Origin of the sequence: Paenibacillus sp. V4I7 (genome assembly GCF_030817275.1) — a bacterium.
Classification (GTDB): Bacteria; Bacillota; Bacilli; order Paenibacillales; family NBRC-103111; genus Paenibacillus_E.
The window spans coordinates 306,617-333,279 of the sequence record NZ_JAUSZD010000002.1 but is presented as its reverse complement, the minus strand read 5'-3'; the positions used below and the strand labels follow the sequence as shown (position 1 = coordinate 333,279).

23 protein-coding genes are annotated in these 26,663 nt (G+C 45.2%); 2 read left to right on the top strand and 21 right to left on the bottom strand.

Going from position 1 to position 26,663, the window contains the following annotated elements:
* Positions 1–52: 52 nt before the first annotated feature.
* The 6 genes from QFZ80_RS02725 to serC form a co-directional block, all read right to left on the bottom strand.
* Positions 53–1,687 carry an extracellular solute-binding protein gene (locus QFZ80_RS02725; RefSeq protein WP_307549118.1) on the bottom strand — a complete coding sequence of 545 codons (1,635 nt, stop codon included), beginning with the start codon at positions 1,685–1,687 and terminating at the stop codon, positions 53–55.
* Between the two features lie 196 nt (positions 1,688–1,883).
* Positions 1,884–4,202, bottom strand: a complete 2,319-nt coding sequence (locus QFZ80_RS02720; protein ID WP_307549119.1) for a helix-turn-helix domain-containing protein — start codon at positions 4,200–4,202, stop codon at positions 1,884–1,886.
* Positions 4,203–4,835: 633 nt separating this feature from the next.
* Positions 4,836–5,822 carry a class 1b ribonucleoside-diphosphate reductase subunit beta gene (gene nrdF / locus QFZ80_RS02715; RefSeq protein WP_307557120.1) on the bottom strand — a complete coding sequence of 329 codons (987 nt, stop codon included), beginning with the start codon at positions 5,820–5,822 and terminating at the stop codon, positions 4,836–4,838.
* Between the two features lie 22 nt (positions 5,823–5,844).
* Entirely contained in the window at positions 5,845–7,929 is a 2,085-nt protein-coding gene (gene nrdE / locus QFZ80_RS02710; protein WP_307557118.1) for a class 1b ribonucleoside-diphosphate reductase subunit alpha, read from the bottom strand.
* Positions 7,916–8,275 carry a class Ib ribonucleoside-diphosphate reductase assembly flavoprotein NrdI gene (gene nrdI, locus QFZ80_RS02705; protein ID WP_047677314.1) on the bottom strand — a complete coding sequence of 120 codons (360 nt, stop codon included), beginning with the start codon at positions 8,273–8,275 and terminating at the stop codon, positions 7,916–7,918. The genes nrdE and nrdI overlap by 14 nt, the downstream gene beginning before the upstream one ends.
* Positions 8,276–8,864: 589 nt before the next feature.
* Positions 8,865–9,953 carry a 3-phosphoserine/phosphohydroxythreonine transaminase gene (serC, locus tag QFZ80_RS02700; protein WP_307557116.1) on the bottom strand — a complete coding sequence of 363 codons (1,089 nt, stop codon included), beginning with the start codon at positions 9,951–9,953 and terminating at the stop codon, positions 8,865–8,867.
* 141 nt (positions 9,954–10,094) lie between these two features.
* On the opposite strand from serC, the gene thpR reads away from it, so the two are divergent.
* On the top strand, positions 10,095–10,868 hold the full coding sequence (thpR, locus tag QFZ80_RS02695) for an RNA 2',3'-cyclic phosphodiesterase (RefSeq protein WP_307557114.1): 774 nt from the start codon (positions 10,095–10,097) through the stop codon (positions 10,866–10,868).
* A gap of 114 nt (positions 10,869–10,982) precedes the next feature.
* Entirely contained in the window at positions 10,983–11,843 is an 861-nt protein-coding gene (locus tag QFZ80_RS02690) for a DUF421 domain-containing protein (protein WP_307557112.1), read from the top strand.
* A 16-nt stretch (positions 11,844–11,859) separates the two neighbouring features.
* Here QFZ80_RS02690 and QFZ80_RS02685 read toward each other — a convergent pair whose 3' ends face one another.
* The 15 genes from QFZ80_RS02685 to QFZ80_RS02615 all read right to left on the bottom strand — a co-directional run bounded on the left by QFZ80_RS02685 (position 11,860) and on the right by QFZ80_RS02615 (position 26,652).
* A complete protein-coding gene (locus tag QFZ80_RS02685) occupies positions 11,860–12,480 on the bottom strand; it encodes an NUDIX hydrolase (protein WP_307557110.1) in 621 nt (206 codons plus the stop codon).
* Positions 12,477–12,998 carry a mismatch-specific DNA-glycosylase gene (locus tag QFZ80_RS02680; RefSeq protein ID WP_307563997.1) on the bottom strand — a complete coding sequence of 174 codons (522 nt, stop codon included), beginning with the start codon at positions 12,996–12,998 and terminating at the stop codon, positions 12,477–12,479. Before QFZ80_RS02680 ends, QFZ80_RS02685 begins: the two co-directional genes overlap by 4 nt.
* A 122-nt stretch (positions 12,999–13,120) precedes the next feature.
* Positions 13,121–14,005, bottom strand: coding sequence for a malonyl-ACP O-methyltransferase BioC (bioC, locus tag QFZ80_RS02675; protein ID WP_307549131.1), 885 nt, complete (start codon positions 14,003–14,005; stop codon positions 13,121–13,123).
* Positions 13,995–14,774 carry an alpha/beta hydrolase gene (locus tag QFZ80_RS02670; RefSeq protein WP_307557108.1) on the bottom strand — a complete coding sequence of 260 codons (780 nt, stop codon included), beginning with the start codon at positions 14,772–14,774 and terminating at the stop codon, positions 13,995–13,997. Before QFZ80_RS02670 ends, bioC begins: the two co-directional genes overlap by 11 nt.
* Positions 14,771–15,943 (bottom strand): 8-amino-7-oxononanoate synthase, encoded by a 1,173-nt coding sequence (gene bioF / locus QFZ80_RS02665; RefSeq protein WP_307557106.1) that lies wholly within the window; start codon positions 15,941–15,943, stop codon positions 14,771–14,773. Before bioF ends, QFZ80_RS02670 begins: the two co-directional genes overlap by 4 nt.
* Positions 15,944–15,959: 16 nt before the next feature.
* On the bottom strand, positions 15,960–16,958 hold the full coding sequence (gene bioB, locus QFZ80_RS02660) for a biotin synthase BioB (protein ID WP_307557104.1): 999 nt from the start codon (positions 16,956–16,958) through the stop codon (positions 15,960–15,962).
* A gap of 53 nt (positions 16,959–17,011) precedes the next feature.
* Positions 17,012–17,749 carry a dethiobiotin synthase gene (bioD, locus tag QFZ80_RS02655; protein WP_307557102.1) on the bottom strand — a complete coding sequence of 246 codons (738 nt, stop codon included), beginning with the start codon at positions 17,747–17,749 and terminating at the stop codon, positions 17,012–17,014.
* Positions 17,746–19,107 carry an adenosylmethionine--8-amino-7-oxononanoate transaminase gene (gene bioA, locus QFZ80_RS02650; RefSeq protein ID WP_307557100.1) on the bottom strand — a complete coding sequence of 454 codons (1,362 nt, stop codon included), beginning with the start codon at positions 19,105–19,107 and terminating at the stop codon, positions 17,746–17,748. Before bioA ends, bioD begins: the two co-directional genes overlap by 4 nt.
* A gap of 216 nt (positions 19,108–19,323) precedes the next feature.
* A complete protein-coding gene (locus QFZ80_RS02645; RefSeq protein ID WP_307557098.1) occupies positions 19,324–19,878 on the bottom strand; it encodes an NADPH-dependent FMN reductase in 555 nt (184 codons plus the stop codon).
* A gap of 186 nt (positions 19,879–20,064) precedes the next feature.
* The gene (glnA, locus tag QFZ80_RS02640; protein WP_307549146.1) at positions 20,065–21,489 is read right to left on the bottom strand and encodes a type I glutamate--ammonia ligase; all 1,425 of its coding nucleotides are present in this window, start codon (positions 21,487–21,489) and stop codon (positions 20,065–20,067) included.
* A 241-nt stretch (positions 21,490–21,730) separates the two neighbouring features.
* Complete coding sequence (gene aroF, locus QFZ80_RS02635; RefSeq protein ID WP_057304848.1) at positions 21,731–22,774, bottom strand: 3-deoxy-7-phosphoheptulonate synthase; 1,044 nt, start codon at positions 22,772–22,774, stop codon at positions 21,731–21,733.
* 129 nt (positions 22,775–22,903) lie between these two features.
* Positions 22,904–23,449, bottom strand: coding sequence for a DUF2062 domain-containing protein (locus tag QFZ80_RS02630; protein ID WP_307557096.1), 546 nt, complete (start codon positions 23,447–23,449; stop codon positions 22,904–22,906).
* A gap of 36 nt (positions 23,450–23,485) precedes the next feature.
* Entirely contained in the window at positions 23,486–24,442 is a 957-nt protein-coding gene (locus QFZ80_RS02625; protein WP_307549150.1) for a 4-hydroxy-3-methylbut-2-enyl diphosphate reductase, read from the bottom strand.
* Between the two features lie 46 nt (positions 24,443–24,488).
* Positions 24,489–25,961 (bottom strand): sensor histidine kinase, encoded by a 1,473-nt coding sequence (locus QFZ80_RS02620; RefSeq protein WP_307557094.1) that lies wholly within the window; start codon positions 25,959–25,961, stop codon positions 24,489–24,491.
* A gap of 1 nt (position 25,962) precedes the next feature.
* Positions 25,963–26,652, bottom strand: a complete 690-nt coding sequence (locus QFZ80_RS02615; protein WP_307549153.1) for a response regulator transcription factor — start codon at positions 26,650–26,652, stop codon at positions 25,963–25,965.
* Positions 26,653–26,663: the final 11 nt, after the last annotated feature.

Here is a 26,663-nt window from a genome sequence, read left to right as displayed (position 1 = left end):
CTACAGAGACGGCGTCATATTCCGTATTCACCTGCAAGATGCCCGAAGGGTGTTATCGTTTGTTGTAGCGGTCGAGTGCATCTTGGTTTATTTTCGTTACCTTGTCGATACCCATTTCTTGAATGCGTTTTACATACTCATCAAACTTGTCGAGAGGTTCCTTGCCCATAACGAACTTCACAAACATTTCTTCTTTATAACTCGAAATCGCGGTATTCAATTTGGCCAATTCTTTACTTTCCTCTATCGTCGGAGTTATGAAAAGTGGCATTACATGCTTAGCCGCGTCCGTTTCACCCCAAATTTTAATCGCTTCGTCCTGCTCCTTGAATGTATTGAAGCTTTTTCGGGCGTCACCTGGAAATGGACCATTTGGCTTCGTATACTGAGATACCATTTGTTGAAGATTAAACTTCTCGTTTTTAGTAATTTTTTCGGTAAATTTCGGGACATTGTTTTCCATCTTGTAGCTCTCGCCTTCAATTCCGAAGTTGAACAGCAAGCCACCTTTTTCACCGTAAGCATAATCCAACCATTTAACTGCAAGCTCTGCATTCTTCGAATCGCCGGTTACCGCTTTACTGGCAACCGGATTGTACTTGAAGTCACGCTGTCCGATAAAAGCGCGTTCCCCTTGCTTCAAGGTCGGATATGGTGCTGCAACCAGCTGGAATTTCGGGTTTTTCTTCTTCCCGGTATCCATCCATCTGCCCATACCGCCGCTTAATAGACCTACAGTTGCTCCCGCACTGTCACTCATTAATTTGTTGTCCAACGCTTTGGAATCCGTGTTAAGTGCAAAGTCTTTATCAAGCAGTCCTTCCGCATACCATTTACGCAGCAAGGTCAAAGCATCTTTAAACTGCGGATCGATTGGACCGTATCTGACTTTGCCTTGATCATCGATATAGAACCGATTGGCTGTTTTGAAGGCGCCAATGAATGCGTCCTGAATGTTCAGCTCACTGCTATACTGAGCAGTAAATGGTGCGGTTGCGCCTTTCTTTTCTTTGAACGCTTTTAACACCGTATACCATTCATCGATGGTCTTAGGAACCTGCAGATTCAATTCATCCAGCCAGTCCTTGCGAATCATAGGTCCTCGGAATACTAACCCATTGTCGGGACGAATCATCGGAAATGCGTAATATTTGCCGCTGTCCGTTTTGATCATCTTGTCTAATTCCTTGTCTTGCTGAAGCAATTTCTTTAAGTTCGGCGCATTCTTGTCGATCAAATCATTGAGTGGAAGAATGACTTTATCTGCAATCGCCTTCTCAGGTCCGCCTGGATAAGCGGCAGTCCCGCCTCCGCCCCAGTTATATTCAATAACATCCGGTAATTTATTGGATGCAATCATCAGATTGAACTGCTCCTTTGATTGCCCGTCAGCCGGATGTGTATACTTCACTTTCACACCGGTTTCTTTCTCAAGCTGCATGCCGAACGTTGATTCTGCCAGATTTGGAACAAAAGATGCCAAGTTCGTGTCCATCTGTTCCCAGGACGTTAACGTTTCTTGCGTACTAATTGGATACTTAGCTCCAGCCGCTGTTGGACCAGCAGATGCTTTAGGTGAAGTAGTGCTCCCACCTGCCTCTTGTTTGGAACAACCAACGAACACACTAGATGCGACTACAACACTTAATGCCATACTAATAGACTTCTTGTTCATATATTTCCCCATGTAAATCCCCCTCGTATGAATTGGTTCTATGCACTTCGGTGCACCGTGGTTTCATTATGTAACGAAAACGATGAATCGGATATCGTTAAAACCGAAACTGCATCATTAAAATCGATAATAATCAACCTTCAATTTACGCAATTGCTATGTAAAAACGGAAAAGCCGCGCAAGCATGCTTGTACGGCCCCTTGTATGTCATTGAATATCTTTATATTTGCCCGGTGTAATGCCCTCGAATTTCTTGAAAATCCGATTGAACGTATTCATATCGGAGTATCCGACTCTTTTCGCAATGTCCGTGACAGATAAGACTTGAAGAGAAAGCAGCCGCTTTGCCTCTTCTAATCGGGTTCTGCTGATAAAATCAAGCAAGGCTTCACCTGTCTGTGCTTTGAACTGTTTGGATAAATAGGAAGGCGTTAACCCGAACTTATCACCCACCATCGAGATGTTCAGATTCTCCTCAGCGTAATTGCTTTTGACATACAGGGTGACCTGCTGACTAAGTTGGTTGTGCTCCTGTTGACGGTCTTCTTGAATGAATCGGCACACCTGATTCAGTACTTCACGAATCTGTACCTTCATCTCTTTGATGGTTGAACTGCTCATCAATCGGTCGATTTGGTCGGTTTTTACGATTAACGCTCGATTATTGCTGCTCGTACCGATTTCATCCATCGTTTTCAGAAGCGTACTGATCAAATCAAACATGAGACACTTGGCGAGCGGTACAGATAAGGACGCATCCGATACGTTAATCTCGATAATTTCACCTATGATCGCACTCGATTTTTCAAAATCCCCTGACTTCACAAAATTGATCAGCTGATGCTCAACAGGTAATGGATAGTAGTAACTTCTGGATTGCCTAATCGTTTCTGAACTCGGTAAATCATCGTACCCAATAATTTCACCGCTCCCCATAACGAGCCGGTACTCCAAGGCTGCCAAGGTTTGCTGGTACGCTGTAGGGATCCCATATAGCTCCTGATGGATGCCGCTGATCGCCACTGTCAAATGGACATGGAAATGGTCCAGCAAGAATGACTTCACCTGCTCGGCAATACGCTTCAACTCTTGCGAATCCGGATCTGTCCCGAAATTTACAATGCACGCTTGCATATTGTCTACTTCCGTAATGAAAGCCCGATTATCATGAACGATCACTTCTTCAGCGACATTCATAATAATGAAATGCAGCATCCTCACCTTCTCAGGAGCAGCATACTCGTCGATCTCAAACTTGCCGAAATGCTCGATGTGAAATAACAGAACAGCAAAATACCGTGAAGCCAACCGAATATCGTGGGCAGCAAGCGATTCATGAATCGGGACATTTTGTTCCAAACGACCTTTCAGCAGCCCCTGTAGAAAATGGGAACGAATGGCATCACGATGCTGATGCAGACGACGGTCAATCTGTTCTTTTTCCGCAAACGTATTATTCAATGCATCTTGTAGAAATCCATACTCGTTCGAGCCTTCATGAAAAGATATCCCTGATTTCACTGAAAAGCTTCGAATCAGTAGGTTGATTGGGTTATAATTTTTTCTCAAAAAGAGGTAGGTAACAAGTCCGCCCATGATAAGGCTTAAAATAACACTGGCGTAAATTAGCTTCTTCATGTATTTCATCTTGTCGTCAAATAATTCAGCGGGTATCGTCGATATGTATTTCCACCCTGTGCTGCCAGAGGTGATATAGGAAACAGCTGCCTTTTTACCAGAATCCGCGCTGATAAACATCCCATTTTTTCCAGAGAGCTTGTCGTAATCCAGAAAATCAGCTCTAGATTCGAAACCAGTCGAAGCAACTAGACGGTTTTCCTTATCTAAGACCGCTATCGAGGTTTGATCCGAAGTGGATGGAATATTATCCAGCAATTTGGAATCCTTAATGACAAATAAAATGACCGCGCCTGGATGATCTGGGTTGGCGAGTATGACGGATTTGGCATACATCACAGCTTTGACTGAATGGCCGTCTTCCCTAAACGTAATGGGTGCGTATTCCTGGATGTAAGGCTTATCAAAAAACTTCGCCCACTCCTCGTAGCTCATCGCGTCTTTCTCGCGAATCTTTTCGAACAACATACGGCTGTTCGTGTGATCACGTGTGGATATAACCGTGTCGCTATTCCGGTAGTAAATGTAGATTTGTTCAATAAAATCATTCGCAGTCTGATATACTCGCAGATCGTTGGCAATGCTGACCAAATCGTAATAGTCACTATCCGTCAATGGCTTCACCGTATTCATGAAACCGGTTACCAATTTACTTAAAGCGATTTCCAAGCTTAACCGTTCAATACCGCGAAGGCTGTTATCGATCGCTTGCTCCATCTGCTCCAGGGCTGATTTGTTCGCACGGTTGACTTCCGATTCCACCACATGCCAGGCAGCTGCGTATAGAATCCCACTAATAATAATCGGGATAAGAAGTACAGAGATATAAGATATAAGCCACGTAACGATAACACTACGTTTGTTGAACCGGATTCGAGCAAGACTCATTGGATTACCCCTCATCACCATGTTGTAACTGCTTTCACCATCATTATACAGAAAATATGGAAGGATTGAAGTTATTTCATATATTATCGGCTATTCCACTTAGCTTCAAAGCTAAGCATATCCGAAACATTTGAATAGAACTTTCAATTACATGGAATCCACCCCACCTGAATTTCAAAGTAATGCGGATCCAACTCCATGTAAACAATCCCGTTTCAGATTACACCGTCATTGTATGATCGAGTGTTTATTAATTGTTGCAATTTCTACAACAATTCACGCGCCCAACGGCTTTTTTGGTCTTTGAAGTTGCAGTTTGTACAACATTTCGAACCCATTTGTTGCGAAATGGCCCGTTTGGGGCCAAATTGTTGTACATTATGCAACAACGAAGGGTGAGAGGCGGGATCTAGGCAGCAATTGTTGCACTTTCAACATCATTCAACCGAGTATATGGAATCATTCATTCATCCGGCAACCTCATGTCAACATATTTGATGATGGATTCCGATTTAAACAACTCCATGTAGAACAAGGATGGATGAATGAATCGACAGTGAGGTCAGCCCGCTTACCCCTTAACTCAAAAGACAACAAAGGACCTGACGAAAACCGTCAGGTCCTACTTTATGTTCAATCCCCAAAAAGGAAATCATCATCCGTCAACGCTTCAACGTGAATCGTACGTACATATCCATTTCCCTTTTTCGAGAAAAAGTCATGCTGCTTCGTCTTCGTGCTCAGACCGTTAAGAACAATCGGATTAATATCCTCTTCTTCGAAAATTGGGTCTACGCCCAGGTTCATGAACGCTTTATTCGCGTTGTACCGTAAGAAAGCTTTCACTTCTTCTGCCAAGCCCAAGGTTCCATATAGACTTTCAGTATAGCTTTCCTCATTGGCATGAAGCTCCTTCAGCAAGGCACACAATGTTGTGTATGCCTCATCCTGTTCCGCAGGGCTTAACTGCGCATAAACCTCTTGTGCCAGGACACCGATATACAGACCATGAATACTCTCATCGCGTAAAATCAAATCGATGATTTCGCCACTGCTTGTCATTTTACCCTGTCCGGCTAAGTAAAGCGGATAATAGAAGCCGCTATAGAACAAGTAGCTCTCCAGCAAGACAGATGCTGCCATAGCTAAATACAGCTCTTTAGTCGTTCTAATATTTTCATAGAAAAGGGAAATTTTATTTGCCTTGAACTGCAAGTAAGGATTACGCTCCACCCACAGGAAGAGCTCATTGATTTCTTCCGTTGTAGACAACGTGGTGAAAATACTGCTGTAAGACTTCGCATGTATTTGTTCCATCATACCCATGAAGCTTAGCACAGCTTTGCGCTGCAGCCCATCGACATGCTCAAGAATCTTCGGCATGCCGACGCCGCCTTGCATGGTATCAAGCAGCGTAAGCCCACCGAGTACTTTCATGTATAGCTCACGTTCTTCACCGCTTAACGTGATCCATGACATTTTATCATCAGATAATGGGATTTCCTCATCTGTCCAGAACTGCATAATATTTTGATTCCAGAAAGTGATCGTAAAATCATCATCGGGACGATTCCAATTCACAGCTTTCCTGGCATTATTTAGGGTAGTGGCCGTACTCATTTATATTTAATCCCCTTCCAAATTACACCGAGCAGCTGACGCATTCCTCAACGGATAGCTGATTCGTTCGCGTGTAGTAGAGCGATTTAAGTCCTTTGTGTGCCGCATAGAGGTATAGTTTAGCAAGTTGTCTCGTCGAAACATCGCTATTTACATGTAAAATCGTTGAAATCCCTTGATCCACATGTATTTGAATTTCTGCAATAAGATCAAGAATCTTAAACTGATCCATTTGATAAGCAGATTTATAGTAAAAGAAATTATCACGTGCCATGAAAGGCATCGGATAGTACGTAGTTGAGTTCGCATAAGTTCGAGTCTCGATCGGTTCAACAATCGGCATGACACTCGAGGTTGCATTTTGAATATAAGAAATGCTTTGTGTTGGAGCAACGGCCAATCGGTAAGCATGATAAAGACCATTGGTTTTTACATCTTCGTTTAACTTGGCCCAGTCGCTTGGTGATGGAATCGGCATTCCCTCAAACAAGGACTTCACTTTATCCGTAAGCGGACGGTAATCCGTCTCTATGTACCGGTTGAAATAGGCGCCATTCGCATACTCGGATAGCTCAAAGCCTTCGAAGGTTTGCCCCGATGATTTGGCAATTTCCATACTTTGCTCAATCGAATAATAGTTCATAGCCATGAAGAACGTGCGGACGAAATCTTTGGCTTCATCACTCTCATAGCTAATTTTGTTCTTAGACAAGTAGCCATGAAGATTCATAACACCGAGACCAACGGAGTGCAGCTCACGATTTGCTTTGGCAACCCCCGGCGCATTGCTGATCGTCGTCATATCACTAACCGAAGTCAAGGCAATCATGCCCTCGTGAACGGTTTCGCGCAGCTTCTTACGATCCATTACGTTTGCAATGTTCATGGAAGCAAGGTTACAGCTGATATCTCTAAGAATAAGGTCATCTTGGCCGTAATCGTTGATTTCCGAAGTTTCTTGCAGTTGGAAAATCTCAGTACAGAGATTAGACATTTTAATCGTACCGATACCTTTCAGGGCATGATCCCTGTTAGCATTCGAACGGTTCATCATATATGGATAACCGGATTCCAGTTGGGTAGTCGCAATTTTAACTAGCATGTCACGCGCACTCATGACAACCTTTTTCTTCACTTTCGGATTGGCCAGCAGTTCATCATACATCTCATCGAGATCAATATCATCCAAATGCTTACCATAGGTTTGTAGTACCGTGTAAGGAGCAAATACATGCAGCGGCTTGTTCTCTTCAGCCAACTTGTAAAACTTGTTCGGTACAATGAGACCGATGGACAGTGTCTTCAGGCGAGATTTCTCATCCGCATTAATTTTCTTACTATCTAGGAACTCCATAACGTCCCAGCCGAAAATGTTGTAATAAGCGGCTCCGGAACCTTTACGCTGCCCCATTTGATCTGCGTAGGAGAACGCATCCTCCATGAGCTTAAGAACCGGCATAATACCTTTTGCGGCGTTTTCCACACCTTTAATCGTTTCCCCGCGTCCACGAAGCTTGGACAAGTTAACGGCTACGCCACCGCCAATTTTGGAAAGCTGCATGCAGGTAGCTAGCACGTAGTTAATAGAATTAAGAGAGTCGTCCATCTCCAGCAGGAAGCAGGATACCATTTCGCCTCGGCGGCTCTTACCTGCATTAAGGAACGTTGGTGTCGCTGGTTGCAAGCGTTGTTCCATCATCGATACTGCAAGCACTCGCGCAGTTTCTACGTTCCCACGTCCCAAGTACAAAGCAACAATAGCAACGCGATCCGGGAAATGTTCCAGGTATAAAGATTTATCATCACTGCGTAACGCGTAATCCGTATAGAATTTCGAAGCTGCCATGTAGGAGGCGAACTCGAATTGATTATCGTGGGCCACTTGATAAACATCGTTAACTTCATCTTGCGTATATTTCTCATATACGTTCTCGTAATAGTTATGATCGATCATATAACGAACTTTAGAAGAAGTATCGGGGAAAGTGAGGCTTTTACTGTGGACTTCCTTCATAAAAACTTCAACAGCTTCTTTATCCTTCTCTAGTTGGAAAAAGCCATCCGCTCCGCGTTGCATCAATAAATTATTCAGCTCAATGTGCCGCAATTGCATGTACCCCCTGAACAAATCGTTCTACGTCATTTTTGGTGCCGGATAACTCAAACTTGGTTAACACAGGCACATCGTACTGCTGTGAGATCGTATCTGCGCTTTTGGCAAATCCGTCTCCCCAGTTACGGTTACCACTTGCTGCTACTCCGATAAGACGAGAGGCATTGCTTTCTAGGAAAGAAGCTACCTTCGGAGGAACTTGACCAAAACCGGTTGTATAGGTAACCAGCACGAAGGGCTCGTCCATCTTCATCGCTTCCTCAATTTGAATCGCTGGCATTTTGAGTTTAGCAATAAACCGGCGAACATTTCCCGTCTTCGAATCGTAAGCAATCAGCATGGGCTTCCGTCTCCTAACACTCTCTTATTCTCTATTTAGTACCGCTTATGTAAGTAACCCTATATGTAGTAAACAAATGAATCATTCCGTGCAATTTAAGAGGAATACGCCATGTCTTTTCGACAATATATGCGAATTTCAGGATTACGCGACCTAGGAAAAAGGCGGTAATCACGCGGTTTATCACGGAATTTGATTCTATTTTTTCACAAATTCTAGTAGTTGTGTGTTTCGCTTTTTTTACGATATCTAGTTGATAGATTCAAATTTATATCAATATATTGTGTTTGTCAACGAGCAAAATGGCTCGTTTTGACTATTAAAATACGTAAACCTAGACAGGACGTGGCTCGGAAGGCTTTGAAAATTTATTTTCAATTTTGACTTGAAATTTTCGAATTTGTCGAAAGCAAGACTAGGGCTTTGATCTCACTAGCTATAGATCTATCCCGCCCCAAATACAAGCTCACCAAACCGTCCCAGAGTCCTTCTAAGGTCGTTAATAGCGATGATGCCACATTCCTATCCAGAAGCAAAAAAAGCTATTCACGCGCACACGAGGGTGCCGTGAATAGCCTAATCTTATTTCTTAACCGTTGCGTTTTTGGAAATCACTCATGAATTCAGCGAGCGCTTTGCATGATGCATAAGGAACAGCATTATACGTAGATGCTCTCAAACCGCCTACACTGCGATGACCCTTCAACCCAACAAATCCGTTCTGTTCGGTTTCCTTAATGAACTTCTTCTCCAGCTCTTCATCCTTCAAGCGGAACGTGATGTTCATCGCGGAACGACTGCCCGCATCAACTGGTCCACGGTAGAAACCGCCGCTTTGGTCGATTGCGCTATAAATTAGACCTGATTTCTCAAGGTTATTTTTTTGGATAACAGCTAGTCCACCTTGTTCCTGAATCCATTTCAATACCAGGTTCATCATGTAGATTGAATATACTGGTGGTGTATTGTATAGGGAATTGTTTTTGCTATGGATTTCGTAGCGAAGCATGGTTGGAATCGTTTTAGGCAGATCTTGCAATAAATCTTCCTTGATAATAACCACCGTTACACCAGAAGGACCTAGATTTTTTTGCGCTCCTGCATAAATCATGCCGAATTTCGAAATATCAACAGGACGGCTCAAGATATCGCTGGACATGTCCCCAATTAACGGCACATTCCCTGTATCTGGAAAGCTTTGGAACTGAGCACCTTCAATCGTTTCGTTCGAAGTCAGATGCAGATAAGCAGAATCCGGATGAATGTTGATTTCATTCAAGTTCGGAATTTTCATAAATTTCTGTTCTTTCGAGCTTGCTGCGATGGCAACTTCTCCGAACAAGCTTCCTTCCTGAACAGCTTTCTCCGCCCATGCACCTGTAAGCACATAGCTGCCTACTTTACCTGGCTTTAGAAAATTAAGCGGAATCATGGCGAATTGTGTACTCGCACCCCCTTGCAGAAACTGCACTTGGTACCCATCAGGGATGCTAAAAATTTGTTTCAACAATTGCTGCGTTTCATTATGTACTTGCTCGAACTCCGCGCTGCGGTGAGAAATTTCCATAATGGACATGCCGATGCCTTTAAATTCGACAAGCTCCTCTTGTGCTTTCTGCAGTACTTCGAGCGGTAATGCCGCAGGCCCTGCGTTAAAGTTATAGGCCCTATTTCCCATGAATGACCACACCTTTGCTTTTTTGTATTATCGCTATGATAGCAATATTCTCCTCATGCATCAAGTAAAACCTCAGTTGGCAATGCTAGGAGAAGTACGAAGAAGAGAACAGATTTGGATACAAAAGGAGCCTAATTACTTATGATAATGCTTGATTCGATAGGAGAAAGATCTACAAACGCTGCAAATTCTGAACAATCAAACACCTCAAATCACACAAACGCTTCAAGTTCCACGAACACACAAAGTTCAACAAAAACACAAAGTTCAACAAACGCTTCAAGTTCCACAAACACACAAAGTTCAACAAAAACACAAAGTTCAACAAACGCCTCCGAAATGTATCGGCTGTTCGTAGGGATTCAGCTCCCGCAAGACGTCCAGCGGGTGCTCGACATATGGAAAGACAGCATCCAAAAGGTGCTGCCTTTCCAAAAGTGGACGCATCCGCAGGATGTCCACGTCACGTTAAGCTTCCTCGGCGACGCATCCGCCGAGACGGCTGAAGCGCTGGCGGCCGACCTGCGCCAGCTTGCTGCAGCTGCGCTGCCGCTGACCCTGCACGCCGAGGACCTCGGCGTGTTCGGACCTCCGGCGGCGCCGTCGATTCTCTGGGCGGGCCTCTCCGGCGACCTAAACGCGCTTGCTGCGCTGCAGCGCGAGGTCGCCGGCGTCTGCGCCCGCCACGGCTTCCCGGCCGAGGCTCGCGCCTACCGGCCGCACCTTACACTAGCCCGCCGCTACCGCACAGCGGCGGGGCCTTTCAAGCGCTCCGCCCTAGCAGCGGCTGGGGCGCCTGCCGGCGGCTGGCCCTCATGGCGAGTAGAGGACATCGTCCTCTACCGCAGCCACTTGGGCCGTCAGCCGGCGTACGAGCCGCTAAACGTGCTCCCTTTTGGGGAACCGTCTACTTAATACTTTCACTTTATTACCGGCACTGGATTTAATATCTTGTTTTTGTATAACTTTCAATAATTATACAAACAATTAAACCAATTGATTAGGGTTAATAAAAGAGGAGGACCCCCTGTGCCAACTTGGCTTGAAATTGTTTTACGTACATTATTAGCAGTAGTCGTGCTTTTCGTTATGACAAAGTTGTTGGGTAAAAGACAAATTTCTCAGCTTTCCTTCTTCGAATACATTACGGGTATTACAATTGGCAGTCTAGCAGCTTACATCTCATTAGATTTGGATGCGAATTGGTTTCTAGGTTTGGTATCCATATCCGTTTGGGTTGCATGCTCTTTAATCATTGAATTCTTGCAGCTTAAAAGTAAAAAAATGCGGGATTTTATTGATGGTAAAGGAACCGTACTGATTAGAGACGGAAAAATTTTGGAAGATAATTTAAAGAAAGAACGACTCACCCTCGATGAACTCATGGAACAATTAAGAAAGAAATCCGCATTTAAAGTGGCTGATGTTGAATTTGCTATCATGGAAGCAAGTGGAGATATTAATGTTCTATTAGCTCGTAAACACCAACCGCTGACTCCAAGTCATTTGGGCATCAAAGTCGCCCCGGAGAAGGAGCCCCAAACCGTTATCATAGACGGTAACATTATGAACGAAGCATTGGCCACCATCGGTTTTAGCCGGGGATGGTTGCAAACAGAATTAGATAAACTGGCTGTGACAGTTGAAAATGTATTTCTAGGTCAAGTCGATTCTTACGGCCAATTGTTTGTGGATTTGTATGACGACAAGATCAAAGTCCCCCTGCCGCAAGAAAAGGCATTCTTATTTGCTACATTAAAAAAATGCGAAGGCGATCTGATGTTGTTTGGGCTTACTACGAAAAATAAAGATGCAAAAGAAATGTACGAACAATCCTCAAAGCAAATGGAGGAAATCATCGCACAATTGAAACCTGTACTTAAGCGTTAAGACCTTGAGCGTTTGGCTAGTCGAGCAGCGTCTGCGCTGTATGGTCACGGGCAAGTTCGAACATCCGCTGCAGTTGCTCAGCGGTGTTTCGCTCCACCGAGAGCGGCGGCAGCTCGCTCTCGCCGAAGAATTGGGCACCGGTCGTTTCCAGACCGGCTTCAAGTGCTTTCCCGCCCACCAGCTCGCACAAGATAAACATCTTGTACACGTGGTTTGCCGAGGGTGGGTGTGCGTGGCGCTTCTTATCGAAGACCGCCAGCAATCGCACCGGCTTGACATCATAGCCAGCTTCCTCGCGGGTCTCCTTGACGGCGACCTCCGACGGTGTAAGGCCGATGTCCGCCCAGCCCCCAGGCAAAGCCCAAGCACCGTCAGCTCTTTCCTTCACAAGCAGCAGCTTGTTCTCTCTCAAGACGACGGCCCGAATATCTACTTTCGGCGTCTGATACCCCGTGTCGCTGGCGAACAAAGCCGTCACCTTATCGATCGGTGTCTCTGAGAAATAACTCATCATCTCCACGCTGATCTTGCGCAGCGCCTCGTATCGCTCCAAGTCATAACCATTCTCACCATAGGTAAGTCCGGCTTGACTAATCGCCTGAATTTCTTTGGCCCACTCCAACCATGGGATATTCATCCGTTCCCCAACTCCGTTTCAATATATTTCTTGATGCCGCTATAAATTGCTACCATATCTTCAAGCTTCATCCGAACAAGCCCACTAGAGGAGGGACATACATAGTCGATCACACCTTCAACCACCGGATCCTGTTGACTCCCCCAACTCATCCCCCTACGGCCGCTATACTGTTCATATACCCCTTTTCCTACAAAACAGGTAACACGAGGTCGAAAAGCCTTGATCTTTTGTTTCAAAATAAGTCGACCTTCTCGGTATTCCTCAGGCGTAATTTCAGCAGCCGTTAACGAAGGGCGAGCCACGATATTCGTAAATCCATACCCAAGCTTCAGCAGATCCCCATCCTCTTGAGGTTTATACAGCCGAGGTGTTAATTCCGCTTGGAAAAGGATCCGATAAAAGCGATTGCTTGGATTCGCATAATGATGACCCGTTTCTCCAGATCGTATACTGGGGTTATACCCCACGAAAAGTATCCTTAAATGCTCCTGCAGATGATCCGAAATAGGCTCTATGCTCAACGTTTAGGCACCTCCACCGGCACGACGAATTTTTTGTCTTTTCAATAGGTTACCATGAACGCCTAAAAACCAAAAGCCGAGGTACAGGACCCCGGCTTCAGAAGATATCTGATTTTCTATCTATGAACATATGAATGAGAGACCCTAGCTTGGATCAAAAGAAGATCATAAGTGGCAGCGATGCCTCCCTTTATGCTGAATTTATCTTCATATGCCTTATACATGTTGGCGAACAGCCGTCGCGAGCTGAGGCCAGGCGTAGCGACTGCTTCTGAAGTGCTAGCTCCCATTGCTTTAACCGAATGGAGAAAATCTCTAACGGATGAATACGTTTCTTTTTGAATCGAACGCTCTTTTTGGATACTAGAAAACCCTGCTTCCATGAGCAAGTTTTTCCACTGAGTATCGGATTGAAAAGACAGTCCGTGCCGCTGTGGATCCATGCCGCTGGCTCTATACACATCATTAAATGACTGATGCAGCTCGATAAACGTTTCCGGCCCGAATGTTGCGAACACCAGTAAGCCTCCAGGACGAAGCATCTGCCGAAGGTGACGTATTGTTTGCTTCGGATTTTCAAGCCATTGAAAGCAAGCATTGGAGACAATGAGGTCGAACGAGGCTTCTTGTGCATCTGCCGACCACCTTTCTACATCGGCATGAATAAAACTTACTCGATCCGGTTGACAACTGTTGGTAGCTAAGTGACTTGCCATACCTGATCGGACACGTTGCTCCGCGACTTTGATCATCCCTGGTGCAATATCGAGTGCAATAATGGATGCTTTGGACCATTCGTTAACCAGAATTCCGGTCAGAGTACCCGTTCCACAGCCAATCTCAAGAATGTTAGATGCCTCTATAACTCCTTCTTCCTTCCACGGGATGAGAGATTTGGCAAGCTGCTCTGCCATAAGGCGCTGCACTTTGGCGTGAACATCATACGAGCCCGCTGAACTTCGGTTAAATTGACACTCAATATCAGTCATCCTACTGTTCATCCCACCACCGCCTCAGTTCCTCAGCTATCTCATCTTCTCTTCCCAAAAACGACGCATGACCGCAGTCGGCTATGGAAAGTAACTCTGCTTGAGGCAATTGTGCCACAAGCTCTGCCGCAGCGTTGAAAGGACAAATCTTATCCTCCCTGCCGTGAACAAGAAGAACTGGACATTCAATTTCCGGCAGCCCAGACAAGACTTCCTCACTTCGCAAAATCTGAAGACCGGCAATTAGTGCCGGAGTTGTCCAACTGCCAATGAGAGGAAATCTTTTGCCAAGACCGGCCTCCCATTCCGCTTCCGTAAACATATGCTGTCGAAATTTGGTTTCAACGCCCTGTCGGTCCTTCATGAGTCCCTTCATCATCTGCCTAACATAGGCATCTGCCCAGCCGCGGTCCCTCTCTTCAACGGAACGGGTAAACCGAGCTGTAGCCGCAAACAACACTAGACCATCAGCAAGTCTTTTGGCCGCTAGTCTCAAAGCCAGTAATCCGCCGAGCGACCAGCCTCCGATCAACAGCTGACCACGGTCAGCCCTTGTCTTACACTCTGTAATCATCAAATTTTGTGCCGCTGTTTCAGTGAGCAGCAGCATTGTCTCGGGAGAATCGGCATCACTGTAATCGACAGAAATATGATGAAAATCCGGCAGTAACTCGCGAAGTCGATCGAAAACCGTATCCGGCATGCTCCATCCGCTCAGCCATAAGATGGTCCTGCTTGGCTTTTGCTGAATTTTCACTTGATTGCTATCCGAAGCAATCATAGACTCAACACTCCCAGTTGAAGCCCGACGGTACGGATTCTCGCAGCAGCATCGATCAATTCCTTATCCGTATGAACGGCTGACAATGAAAAGCGGATACGAGCTGTACCCTCAGGCACAGTAGGTGGACGTATGGCAACCGCCGCGATCCCTTCCTCTTCCAGAGCACCACTGAAACGCAGAGTTGTATCATTATCGCCGATGATTATCGGTACAATTGGAGAATCGCCGGCACTGACATCAAAACCTGCCGCGCTAAGCGAGGATCGAAAAAGCGTAACAGCTTCGCGAAGCCGTACACGGCGCCAATGCTCAGTTTGTACCAATTCTAATGCTTTTGAAATACCAGCTATAAGAGAAGGAGGCAGCGCTGTTGAATAGATGAGCGGCCTTGCCTTATTTACCAGCCAACGAATGAGTGTGCGGCTACCGCATACATAAGCTCCATACACGCCGAACGATTTACTGAACGTTCCCATATGAATATCCACATCCACTCCGAGCTCATGACACAATCCCTCACCTAGATCACCGTAGATCCCACCGCTGTGCGCCTCGTCCACCATCAGCATCGCCCCGTACTCACATTTGAGATGAGCCAGTTCACGCAAGGGTGCCTGATCGCCATCCATGGAGAAGACGGCGTCTGTAACGATCAACTTTCGCCGTTTATCACGGTATTTATTCATTAACGTACGCAAATGTTCCATATCGTTATGACGATACCTGGCGAGCTCCGCACGGCTCAATATAGTGCCGTCCACAATGCTGGCATGGTTTAACTGATCGCTGAAAACAACATCCCCCCGGCCTACTAGAGCACCAATAACACCAGAATTCGCCATATATCCATTTGCAAAAACAAGCGCTGCTTCGCAGTTCTGCCAACCGGACAGTGCTTCTTCAAGTCGGCCATAAGACGCCCGGTTCCCTGTTACATGACGCGAAGCACCGGCTCCAGATCCTTCGATAAGCAGCTCCTCGCGCATCACTTCAATAATGGCGGGGTGTTGGGAGAGTCCAAGATAGTCATTGGATGATAGGTTGAGCAGCCTGCGTTCTCCACGAACCGTATAGCCAGGACACCCCAGGATTGAGCTACTTAAACATAAAGTACGCATCAACGAGGCGTCTTCCATTGCCGATAGTTCTTTTTCCATCCAGTTCATAGTCGAGGACACCACCTTAAAGGGCACTTAATTCAATCTCAAACCCCAAATCTTCAATCATTTGATGATCCGTCGAAACATCTTGCCCAGCTGTTGTTAAATAATCACCTACAAAAAGTGAGTTTGCAGCGTACAGTGATAGCGGCTGCAGCGTACGGAGGTTGACCTCACGGCCGCCAGCTACTCGGATTTCTTTAGACGGACAGATGAACCGGAACAGGGCCAGTACCTTTAGAGCTTTCATTGACGGCGTTCGGCCTGCATGTTCCAAAGGAGTTCCCGGAATAGCATTCAAGAAATTAATCGGAATCGAATCCGCATCAAGCCCGCGGAGTGCATAAGCCATTTCAACAATTTCCTTATTTGTCTCGCCCATGCCGATAATGACACCGGAGCAGGGCGACATGCCGTGCATCTTTACTTTTTCCACTGTTTCAACACGTTGGTCGTAAGTATGGGTCGTGGTGATAGATGGGTAATTGGCTTTGCTTGTATTTAAGTTGTGGTTATATCGATGTACGCCCGCTTCTGCAAGACGTTCGGCTTGCTCGTCCTTCAGAATGCCTAGACATGCACAAATTTTTAGCGGCATCGTTTCACGGATTTCTCTAACCGCATCCACCACTTGATTTAGCTCTCTGTCTGTCGGACCTTTTCCTGCTGCTACGATGCAATAAGTTCCAGCTTTGCGTGCCATGGCTTCACGTGCGCCGGCAAGCAACGTGTCTTTATCGAGCAGGGTGTATTTATTAACTGGCGCCGTCGAAACGATGGATTGCGAGCAATAGCCGCAATCCTCGGGACAAAGGCCGCTTTTGGCGTTGATGATCATATTCAGCTTCACTTTTTTACCGTAATAATGTTTTCTGACCTTAAATGCAGCCTCTAGCAATGGCAGTATCTCATCATTGTCGGCATTGAGCACAGATAGCCCTTCCTCTAGCGTTAAACATTCCCCACTCAATGATTTATTGGCTAGCAATTGCCACTCTATCTCGGTTGCACTTATGTTCATCTCCATCATCCTCCTTAGATCTTTCATTGGAAAGCTGTCTTCGCAAGCATTCGCTATTGGTTGAACTGCAAAGCCTGTCTGATAGGTACAAGTTGGATTGTTTTTCGTATGATATGTATCAAATTCTCTGAATTGGCTTCGCTGTACAAACGGGGAAAGCGTCCGAGGACCTTAAGGCCGCTATACTGTTCGATTAATTCCGCATTCGCAGCAACGCTCGGATCGTCATACCGCTCCAATAATCCGCCGTCGTTCATAATGACGCCTACAATCGGGATTGCACGATGCCGCAGAAATGATGCAGTCAAAAGCGTATGGTTAATCGTGCCGAGACTTGAACGGGCTACAATTAGAACGGGTACTTGGAGTTCCGCGATCAAGTCCACCATGAGGGCTTCTTCGGTCAGAGGAACAGCAACACCGCCTGCGCCTTCAATGAGCAGCGCTTCATAACGTTTAGAGAGCGGTTCACCAGCAGCGATAAGCTCCTTCAGCGTTAAGGTCACACCAGCATGCTTTGCGGCAAGCATCGGAGTAAGCGGAGCTTCAAATGTAAATGGTGCCACCGCCTCTGGCCGCTCATTGATCCCCGAGCCTTGCAGCAGCCGTTCAGCATCGGTAACTCCGCTGCCAAGAAGTGCACCGGACTGCACAGGCTTCCAAACACCTGCGTTCAAACCTTCGGCGCGGAGCGCAGCGGTAATGGCTGCCGTCACCATCGTCTTCCCAACGCCAGTGTCCGTACCTGTTACAAACAATCCGCGTATCGTTCCTAAGTTGACTTTGTTCATGGAATTACGTTGCCTTCCGTTACGTTAATTATCGATTCTGCCAAAATATTTGTCATTGCATCAAGCTCAGCTTCTGTGCTAACAAGCGGAGGGATGAAGACAACCACATTGCCAAGCGGCCTCGTAAGCATCCCGAGCTCTCTGGCTCTCATGCTCGTACGAACGCCGATTCGTTCTTCCCAATCGTATGGCTCACGTGATCCTTTGTCGCGTACGAGCTCGATTCCGATCATCAGTCCCTTTTGCCTGATGTCACCGATATGCGGCCGTTCCATAAGTGCTGCGAGCTTATTCTCGACAAAAGACGCCTTAGCTCTAACTCCTTCAATAATCTTCCGCTCTTCAAATAGCTTCAAACTGGCCAAAGCAACAGCACAACCAAGTGGGTTTCCCGTGTAGGAATGACCGTGAAAAAAAGTTTTCTGCTCTTGGTAATCAGCATAAAACGCGTGGTAGATCTCGTCCCTTGCAAGTGTCGCGGCCACAGGCAAATAGCCGCCGGTCAACCCCTTCCCTACCACCATCAAATCAGGTGATACGCTCTCGAGATCACAGGCGAACATAGCGCCCGTTCGACCAAAGCCGGTCGCCACTTCGTCGGCGATGAGCAATACGTCATGTTTGCGGCACAGCGCAGCCATCTCACGAAAACAGCCCGGCGGCATGACAATCATCCCGCTGGCCCCTTGCACAATCGGCTCCACAATGAGAGCCGCGATCTCATCCGCGCTCGTCTCGAGCAAGCTGCGCAGTGCGGTTAGCGTACGTTCCAACGCTTCCGTCGCACCACCTTCATGGCGGTAAGTGTTAGGATACGGAATAACGTGCGAAGGAAACAGCATGGGACGAAATACATCATGGTACAGCGGTATCGCACCGACACTAATCGCGCCAATCGTGTCTCCATGATACGCTTGACTCATCGTGATAAACGTTGTTTTTCCCCGTGCTCCCTGGTTGTGCCAGTATTGAAATGCCATTTTGATCGCAATCTCGACACCGGTTGCTCCTGAATCAGAATAAAACACTTTATTTAATCCTTTTGGAGCGATCCCCACCAGCTTCTCTGCAAGCTCGATTGCCGGTATATTGGCCATTCCTAGAAGGGTGGAGTGAGCTACACGCCCTAACTGGGTGACAATAGCCTGATTCAACTCAGGTACGTTGTGGCCGTGTACGTTGAGCCAAACCGACGAAAAACCGTCGTAATACGCTCTTCCATGAACGTCATAAAGCCTGATACCCTCGCCGCGTTCAATAATTAGAGGGTCTGCGTTGTTGTAGTCTTTCATCTGAGTAAATGGATGCCATAAGTGCGACTTGTTTATTGCAGCAAGACGTTCGTAATGCGTTGTCACAAATAATCACCATCCGTATATTTAATTGTCAACTTAAAATTTCAATATAGGTTGACAATAGATTGTGGTTATTTTAGCAGATTGGGACGTTCCTGTAAAGAGAATTCAATTGCATCACAACCTGTTGTTAAACATAAAAAAGTGAGCAACACAAAGCGTATTTTACGCTTTGAATTACTCACACTATATCTAATGGCTTATTGTTATTGGAAACTTCTAAACAAGTTTAACTGCCAACTGTTTGGTCAATTTAAGGAATGAACCCACAACACGACGAACACGTTTATCGACATCTGGATGGATATCTTGATAGGTTACACCCGTTTGGAAGCTCTTCCGCTGGTCGCCTCCAATAGATAGCCAATCAGGACAATTAATGCCATGCAGATTGCGTACAATGGTTTGCATCTGCGTCAGAGAGCTCACAGCAACGGCTCCGCCTGCTGAACTTACAGATAAGACAACCTTGTTATTGAAATGATCTTGTCCTAGATGATCAAGCGCATTTTTCAAAACTCCGGAAATTCCACTATGATACTCCGGTGTTGCCAGTACGATTCCCTCTGCTTCAAGCATGGCTTCTTTTAATTTCTCTAGAGCTTCGTGCCCCGCATTGGCATCATCTGGTGAATAGAAAGGGAGCGGTGTTTGATACAAGTCAATCAATGTCACCTGGTGACCCTCTTGGGTCGCAAGATGCTTGATATATTCAGCAAGTCTTGTACTTGTCGCTGATCTCTGATTACTTCCTGCTATCATTGTAATTTTCATAATGATCTTCCTTCCACATCTATCATTGATTAATGCCTTCATTATACCTCAATCTCAGTCCGATATCACCACTAATTGTAATTATTATCAAAAGAGATTTAATACAGATGAATAAAAAGCTGCTTCCTCCATAGAAAACTATGAAAGAAGCAGCTCGTATGTTATTCATGTATAAGTGCTAAGGAATTAGCAATCAAAGTAAAGGTTGTACTCGTGTGGGTGAATACGGATTGCTACAGCTTTCGCTTCGCCACGTTTCAATTCGATATAGTTATCGATGAAATCTTGTGTGAATACGCCGCCTTCAGTCAAGAAGTCAGAATCCGCTGCAAGAGCATCCAAAGCTTCATCTAATGTACCAGGAACGCTGCGGATTTCAGCTTTCTCTGCATCGGACATTTCATAGATGTTTGTATCGAAAGGACCGTATCCAAGAGCACGTGGATCGATTTTCTTTTTGATACCGTCAAGACCTGCCATCAGCATTGCTGCGAAAGCGAGGTATGGGTTAGCCGTGCTATCCGGTGTACGGAATTCAATACGACAACCTTTAGGTGTCACAGCCGCGATTGGAATACGAACTGCCGCGGAACGGTTACCTTTGGAGAATACAAGGTTAACCGGCGCTTCGTAACCAGGAACCAGACGTTTGAAGGAGTTTGTACTTGGATTTGTCAATGCGATCAATGCTGGTGCGTGATAAAGAATACCACCGATATAGTTGATTGCCATTTCACTCAGGTTTGCATATGCTCCTTTTTCATAGAACAAAGGCTCGCCTTCATTGAAGATGGACATGTGTACGTGCATACCGCTACCATTGTCACCAAACAGTGGTTTAGGCATGAAAGTTGCCACTTTACCGTATTCTCTAGCCGTGTTAGCAACGATATATTTGTATTTGAGCAGGTTATCTGCTGTTTTAGTCAATGTGTCAAAACGGAAGTTAATTTCAGCTTGACCAGCTGTAGCCACTTCGTGATGGTGACGCTCAATACGAAGACCTGCATCAGCAAGCTTGTTGCACATTTCGGAACGAATGTCTTGTTGGGAATCCATTGGAGCTACCGGAACGTAACCGCCTTTAACTGGAACTTTATAACCAAGGTTTCCGCCTTCTTCTTTACGGCCTGTGTTCCAGCCTGCTTCTTCGGAGTCAACTTCGAAATAAGACTTATTCATGCCATTTTCGAAACGCACATCATCAAAGATGAAGAATTCGGACTCAGGTGCGAAGAATGCTGTTGTACCTACACCCGTTGTTTGCAGATATTCTTCTGCTTTTTGAGCGATGCTGCGTGGATCGCGATCATAACGCTCGCCTTCAGGTGTGTGGATGTTGCTCATAATAATTAAAGTTGGGTGAGCTGTGAAAGGATCTACATAAGCAGTTTCCGTATCTGGCATCATTACCATGTCAGATTGTTCAATACCACGGAATCCTGGGATGGATGAACCGTCAAAAGCCACTCCGTTTACGAAAGTTTCTTCATCTACTTCAGTAGCAGGCAAAGAAATATGCTGCGCTTTTCCAGAAAGACCTACGAAACGAAAATCTACCCACTCAATATTTTTTTCCTTGATAAGGTTCAACACATTTTGAACTGACATTTTAAAAACCCTCCCATTTCCGTACATTCAACGTACTTTACATGATTAATGTTCAACTTTTGGTTGTTATCTTGCACATATTATATAGCGATTAACCTCACACAGTCAATACTTATGTCAGGTATTTTTTAAAGATGTGTAAGCTATGCTCACACTAATTCACATTTTTGTCCTATATCCAAAAACAGGAAAACTGGCTTCCTCATTTTCGAGGAAACCAGTCATCTTAGAACTATAACCGTTACGCCAAGATAACTTCTTTATGTGTATCAAACTTTTTACCAAGTAATGGAGCAAGCTTCTCAAGATCAACAAGCAAATTAGCGAATTGATCAGGGAATAAGGACTGAACGCCGTCTCCCGTCATTGAATTGTCTGGATCCGTGTGCATTTCGATGATCAAACCATCAGCTCCAGCGGCAACGGATGCCTTCGTCATAGGAACAACAAGCTCTCTACGGCCAGTACCGTGACTTGGATCAGAGATGACCGGAAGATGGCTCAACTGTTTAAGAACGGGAATGGCTGATAAATCCAATGTATTCCGTGTGTACGTTTCGAATGTTCGGATTCCGCGTTCACAGAGCATAACATTCGGGTTACCACCAGCAAGAATGTATTCAGCAGCATTCAAGAATTCATCGTAAGTGGAGCTGAATCCACGTTTGAGCAGGACTGGCGTTTGAATGGTTCCGAGCTTGCGAAGCAAATCAAAGTTTTGCATGTTACGTGTACCTACTTGAAGGATATCTGCGTATTGTGCACAAACATCAACGTACTCAGGTGTCATAACTTCCGTAATTGTAAGAAGTCCATGCTTCTTACCCGCTTCAGCCATCATGATTAAACCCTCTACACCAACACCTTGGAAGCTATAAGGACCTGTTCTTGGCTTAAATGCACCACCACGCAGAACTTGACCTCCCGCTGCTTTCACTAAACGTGCGATCTCATCAATCTGTTCTGGCGTTTCTACCGCGCACGGGCCGCCCATGACAACAAGCTGCTCGCCACCGATTTCAACACCCTTAATCTTGATAACCGTATCAGCCGGATGGAAATCACGACTTGCTAATTTGTAAGATTTCGAAATCTTCACAACTTGCTCAACTCCTGACATTTGACGCAACTGTTCTGCTAATTTAGGATCTGCTTGACCGATGATACCGATTACTGTGCGATCCTCACCTTTGGAGACGTGAGCTTGGACACCTTGCTTTTCTATAAATTGTACAATTTCCTGAATACGCTCATCTGAGGTTTTGTTGGATGTAATGGCGATCATCTTAAACACGCTCCTTAGTATATGGGTTGGTTCACTTACGCACTTCAACGCTTGTTCGCTTCTACGCTTTTAATCACTAAAGTAAATATACAACGCTTGACGAGTCTTCGTCAAGCGTTAATTTATTTACTATTCATTTGTATGGGAAGGGACTAGTTGATCTTTACGGATTCTGCGTTTTTCTTTGCGACGATCCGTATGGAGTTTAAGTAAGAGCATAACCGGGAAATAGGCAATGATGCCGAGTATTAACCCAACCACCATACCGCCTACAAACAAATCCAAACCGCTTCTAATAATATTAGAAAGCATGTGGGGTAAATGATGGATCAAGTAAATTTTGAAGTGCTTCGGTACCAACCAATTACCAACCTGCTTATTAAGAATAGAGAATGGAATATAAATCACTTTCCCAAACACAAAACCAATTAAAGCCGCAGGTAAATTAGCTCTCAATAAATAGACCAAGGGAAAAATAAGGACGAAAGCAAACCCGGCTGTAGGTAAGGTAAACATTTCTATGGCCAAGCCAATTGAAAAACCGCGTGCTACCTTGGAAGGACCGCCTTTGGCACGTAAGAGAAGTAAATATTTGTATCTAAACCATCGCTTCGTGCTTTTCCAATCGTAGCGAGCCTTCACTTTCAACATTTTCACCTTCTGAGTACTTTGCATGCTAGTCTCAATCCCGCCCTGTGAAATAAATAAAAATCACTCACTACTAGCTGCTTTGGATTTAACAGCTGGAATGAGCTTTTTCATATTGATAGTACGAGTAATATCCCAACTGGTTTCATCTTTTAAATCATAAGCTTCCAAATAGGAAATTACCTCTTTGGTTATAGGTGTCGGAGTTGAAGCACCAGACGTAACACCGACCTTGCGTACATTGGTTAACCATGTGCGATTAAGCTCCGTGATATCAGATATTCTATACGCTCTAACTCCTGCAATTTCCTCTGAAACTTGCGCTAAGCGATTCGAATTATTACTTTTCGGATCTCCAACTACGATAACTAGATCGACTTCCTTCGCTTGTTCAGCTACCGCTTCTTGTCTAACTTGCGTGGCTAGACAGATCTCATTATGAATCTCAGCTTTCGGGAATAGTTCCAGTAAACGATTCATAATATGCTTAATGTCCCATTGGCTCATTGTTGTTTGGTTCGTAATAATAATACGATCGGCTTTAATGTCTAGTTGATCTGCTTCTTCAAGCTTCTCGATGAGGTGTACTTGGTCCGGAGCTACACCTACTGCGCCTTCTGGCTCAGGATGAGCTTTCTTCCCGATATAGATAACTTCATAGCCGTCGGCTACTTTTTCTCGAATTAAATCATGTGTCTTCGTTACATCTGGACAGGTTGCATCCACAACCGTTAGGCCCTTGTCTCGGGCTCGGCGTCTTACCTCAGGAGATACCCCGTGGGCCGTGAATATGACTGTCCCTGTTTCGATTTGTTCTAATATTTCAAGTCGGTTCTCACCATCTAATGTGATGACACCTTCTTCTTTGAAGAAATCAGTAACATGCGCATTATGAACAATCATGCCTAATATATAAATAGGTCTCGGAAGATTTAAGTTTTTAGCAGTTTGCATTGCAAGTGCCATAGCGTCTACTACGCCATAACAATAGCCTCTTGGTGATATTCGAACTACTTCCATTTCATCCACCTGCCTAAGAAACATTATTTTCTTTCATTATAGCTGATTATACAGAGAGAGGAAAGTTTGCTGGCAGCCAAATCATAAAGGTACTTCCCTCGTCTTTGCGCGTTGTCACTTCAATAGACCCACCGTGCTCATCAATAATCCACTTGGCGATCGATAAACCGAGTCCAGTTCCAGATGTCAGTCCCCTGGATAAATCGGCGCGATAAAATCGGTCGAAAATATGAGGAATATCCTCTTTATCTATGCCAATTCCCGTATCGGTAATCCGAATACCAATAAAGCTATCCGTTCGCGACGCTTCGAACCTTACGGTTCCAACGGGTGTATATTTGAACGCATTCTCGATGAAAATAAACAACAATTGCTGCAAGTAATCCCTGTTCCCTTGCACAACCGCATGTTCTAATGCATCTAAATCACCCACTAGCCAATCAGCGGTATGCTCGAGCAAATGAGCCCGCCTTACCACTTCTTGAACGAGAGGCATCATCTCAACAGGCTTCTTTTCCATAAGAACGCCGGCATCTGCTCTCGCCAGAGCAAGAAGATCATTGACTAATCTGCTCATTCGCTGTGCTTCTCCTGCAATATCATGCATAGCCTCAAGTGACATCTGCATTTGATCAGGCGTTGCAAGTTCAGTGCTCCCCGAAGTTTGCTTCCACATCTTTTCCAACAAGTCGACATTTCCTCGAATCGTAGTAAGCGGTGTTCTCAGCTCATGCGATGCGTCCGATACGAACCTGCGCTGGGCTCGGTACGCTTCATCTAATTCGAGATAGGTAACCTGAATACGAGAGAGCATCCCATTGATCGTTTCGGTCAATCGCCCAATTTCATCTAGTGGACCATCGTAATGGATCCGTTTCTCCAGATCATCACTGCTTCCAATTTGATTCGCGGCTTCAATGACGCGTTCGATCGGCTTGAGCGCCTTACGCGCCAAAAACCAGCCTAAAGAAGCTGCCGCGATAATCGTTAATAATGCCCAAATCATCAACGTATACCGAAGGGTAACGGACGTTCTTTCATAGCTGCCAATCGGTACAGCCGCTTGAAGAATCCCAATGAGTTGATTCTGGTCATCTGACCTAATCCCATGATTATAAATGAGGAAATCTTGCCCAAGTACCTTGGTCTTTTCGTAAAAACCATCTTCCTGCTTTAATTTATCAATCGTATTTTTCTCTAAAGGCAAAGCAACATCATAGAATTGTAAGTTAGCCGAGCGATTATAGCTTTTAAGTGCAACATTATATAATTGCAAAAACGTATTCGTTGAGTAGAAATCTCTGCTTTCCAGTTCCAAATCAACGACGAGTCCCTTCTTTGAAAGTGCGAAGCTCTTCTGAATACGCAAAGAGGTATTGGTCGCTTCCCTTTTCACATCTTGGCGAATTTGATCGTACAGGAAGTAATTCAAGAAAAAATAAAGAACAATGCCAAAGAGCAGCATGGTTAGTGCCAATATACCTGAATACCAAAGCGTTAACCGCAAGCGAAGAGACATATCAAGATTCCCCTCTCAATACGTAACCTGCCCCCCGAACCGTTTGAATCAATCGTTTATGGCCAAATTCTTCCGTCTTTTGGCGCAGCAGCGCGATATAAACCTCCAGAACATTGGATTCACCGCTATAATCGTAGCCCCATATTTTTTCCATAATAATATCCCGTGAAAGGACACGCTTCGGATTCTGCATGAACAAGTGAAGTAAATCAAACTCCTTGGTTGTTAACTCAATCAGTTTCTCACCGCGAAAAACCTCACGTGTATCCAAATCCAAAATTGTATCCTCATAATTCAATCGATTCGTCTGCTGCTCAGGACGCTCCGTTCTCCTCCTAAGAAGTACACGCACTCTTGCAAGCAGCTCTTCAAGCGCAAAAGGCTTAACCAAATAGTCGTCTGCACCGAGATCCAAGCCTTTCACGCGATCGCTGATTTCATCTTTTGCTGTAAGCATAAGAATCGGCACCTCGCTGCCACTTTCACGAACTCGACGAACGACCTCCCAGCCATCAATATGCGGCATCATGACGTCCAAGATCAGTAGATGTGGTTCCGCTGTCAACATTTGTTTGAGGCCATCCGCACCATTGGTCGCAGTGACGACCGAATATCCTTCAAAAGCCAAACCTCGTCTCAACATTGACGTAATTTTCTCATCATCATCAATAACCATTATGTTCTCTCTCATCGACTTTGACC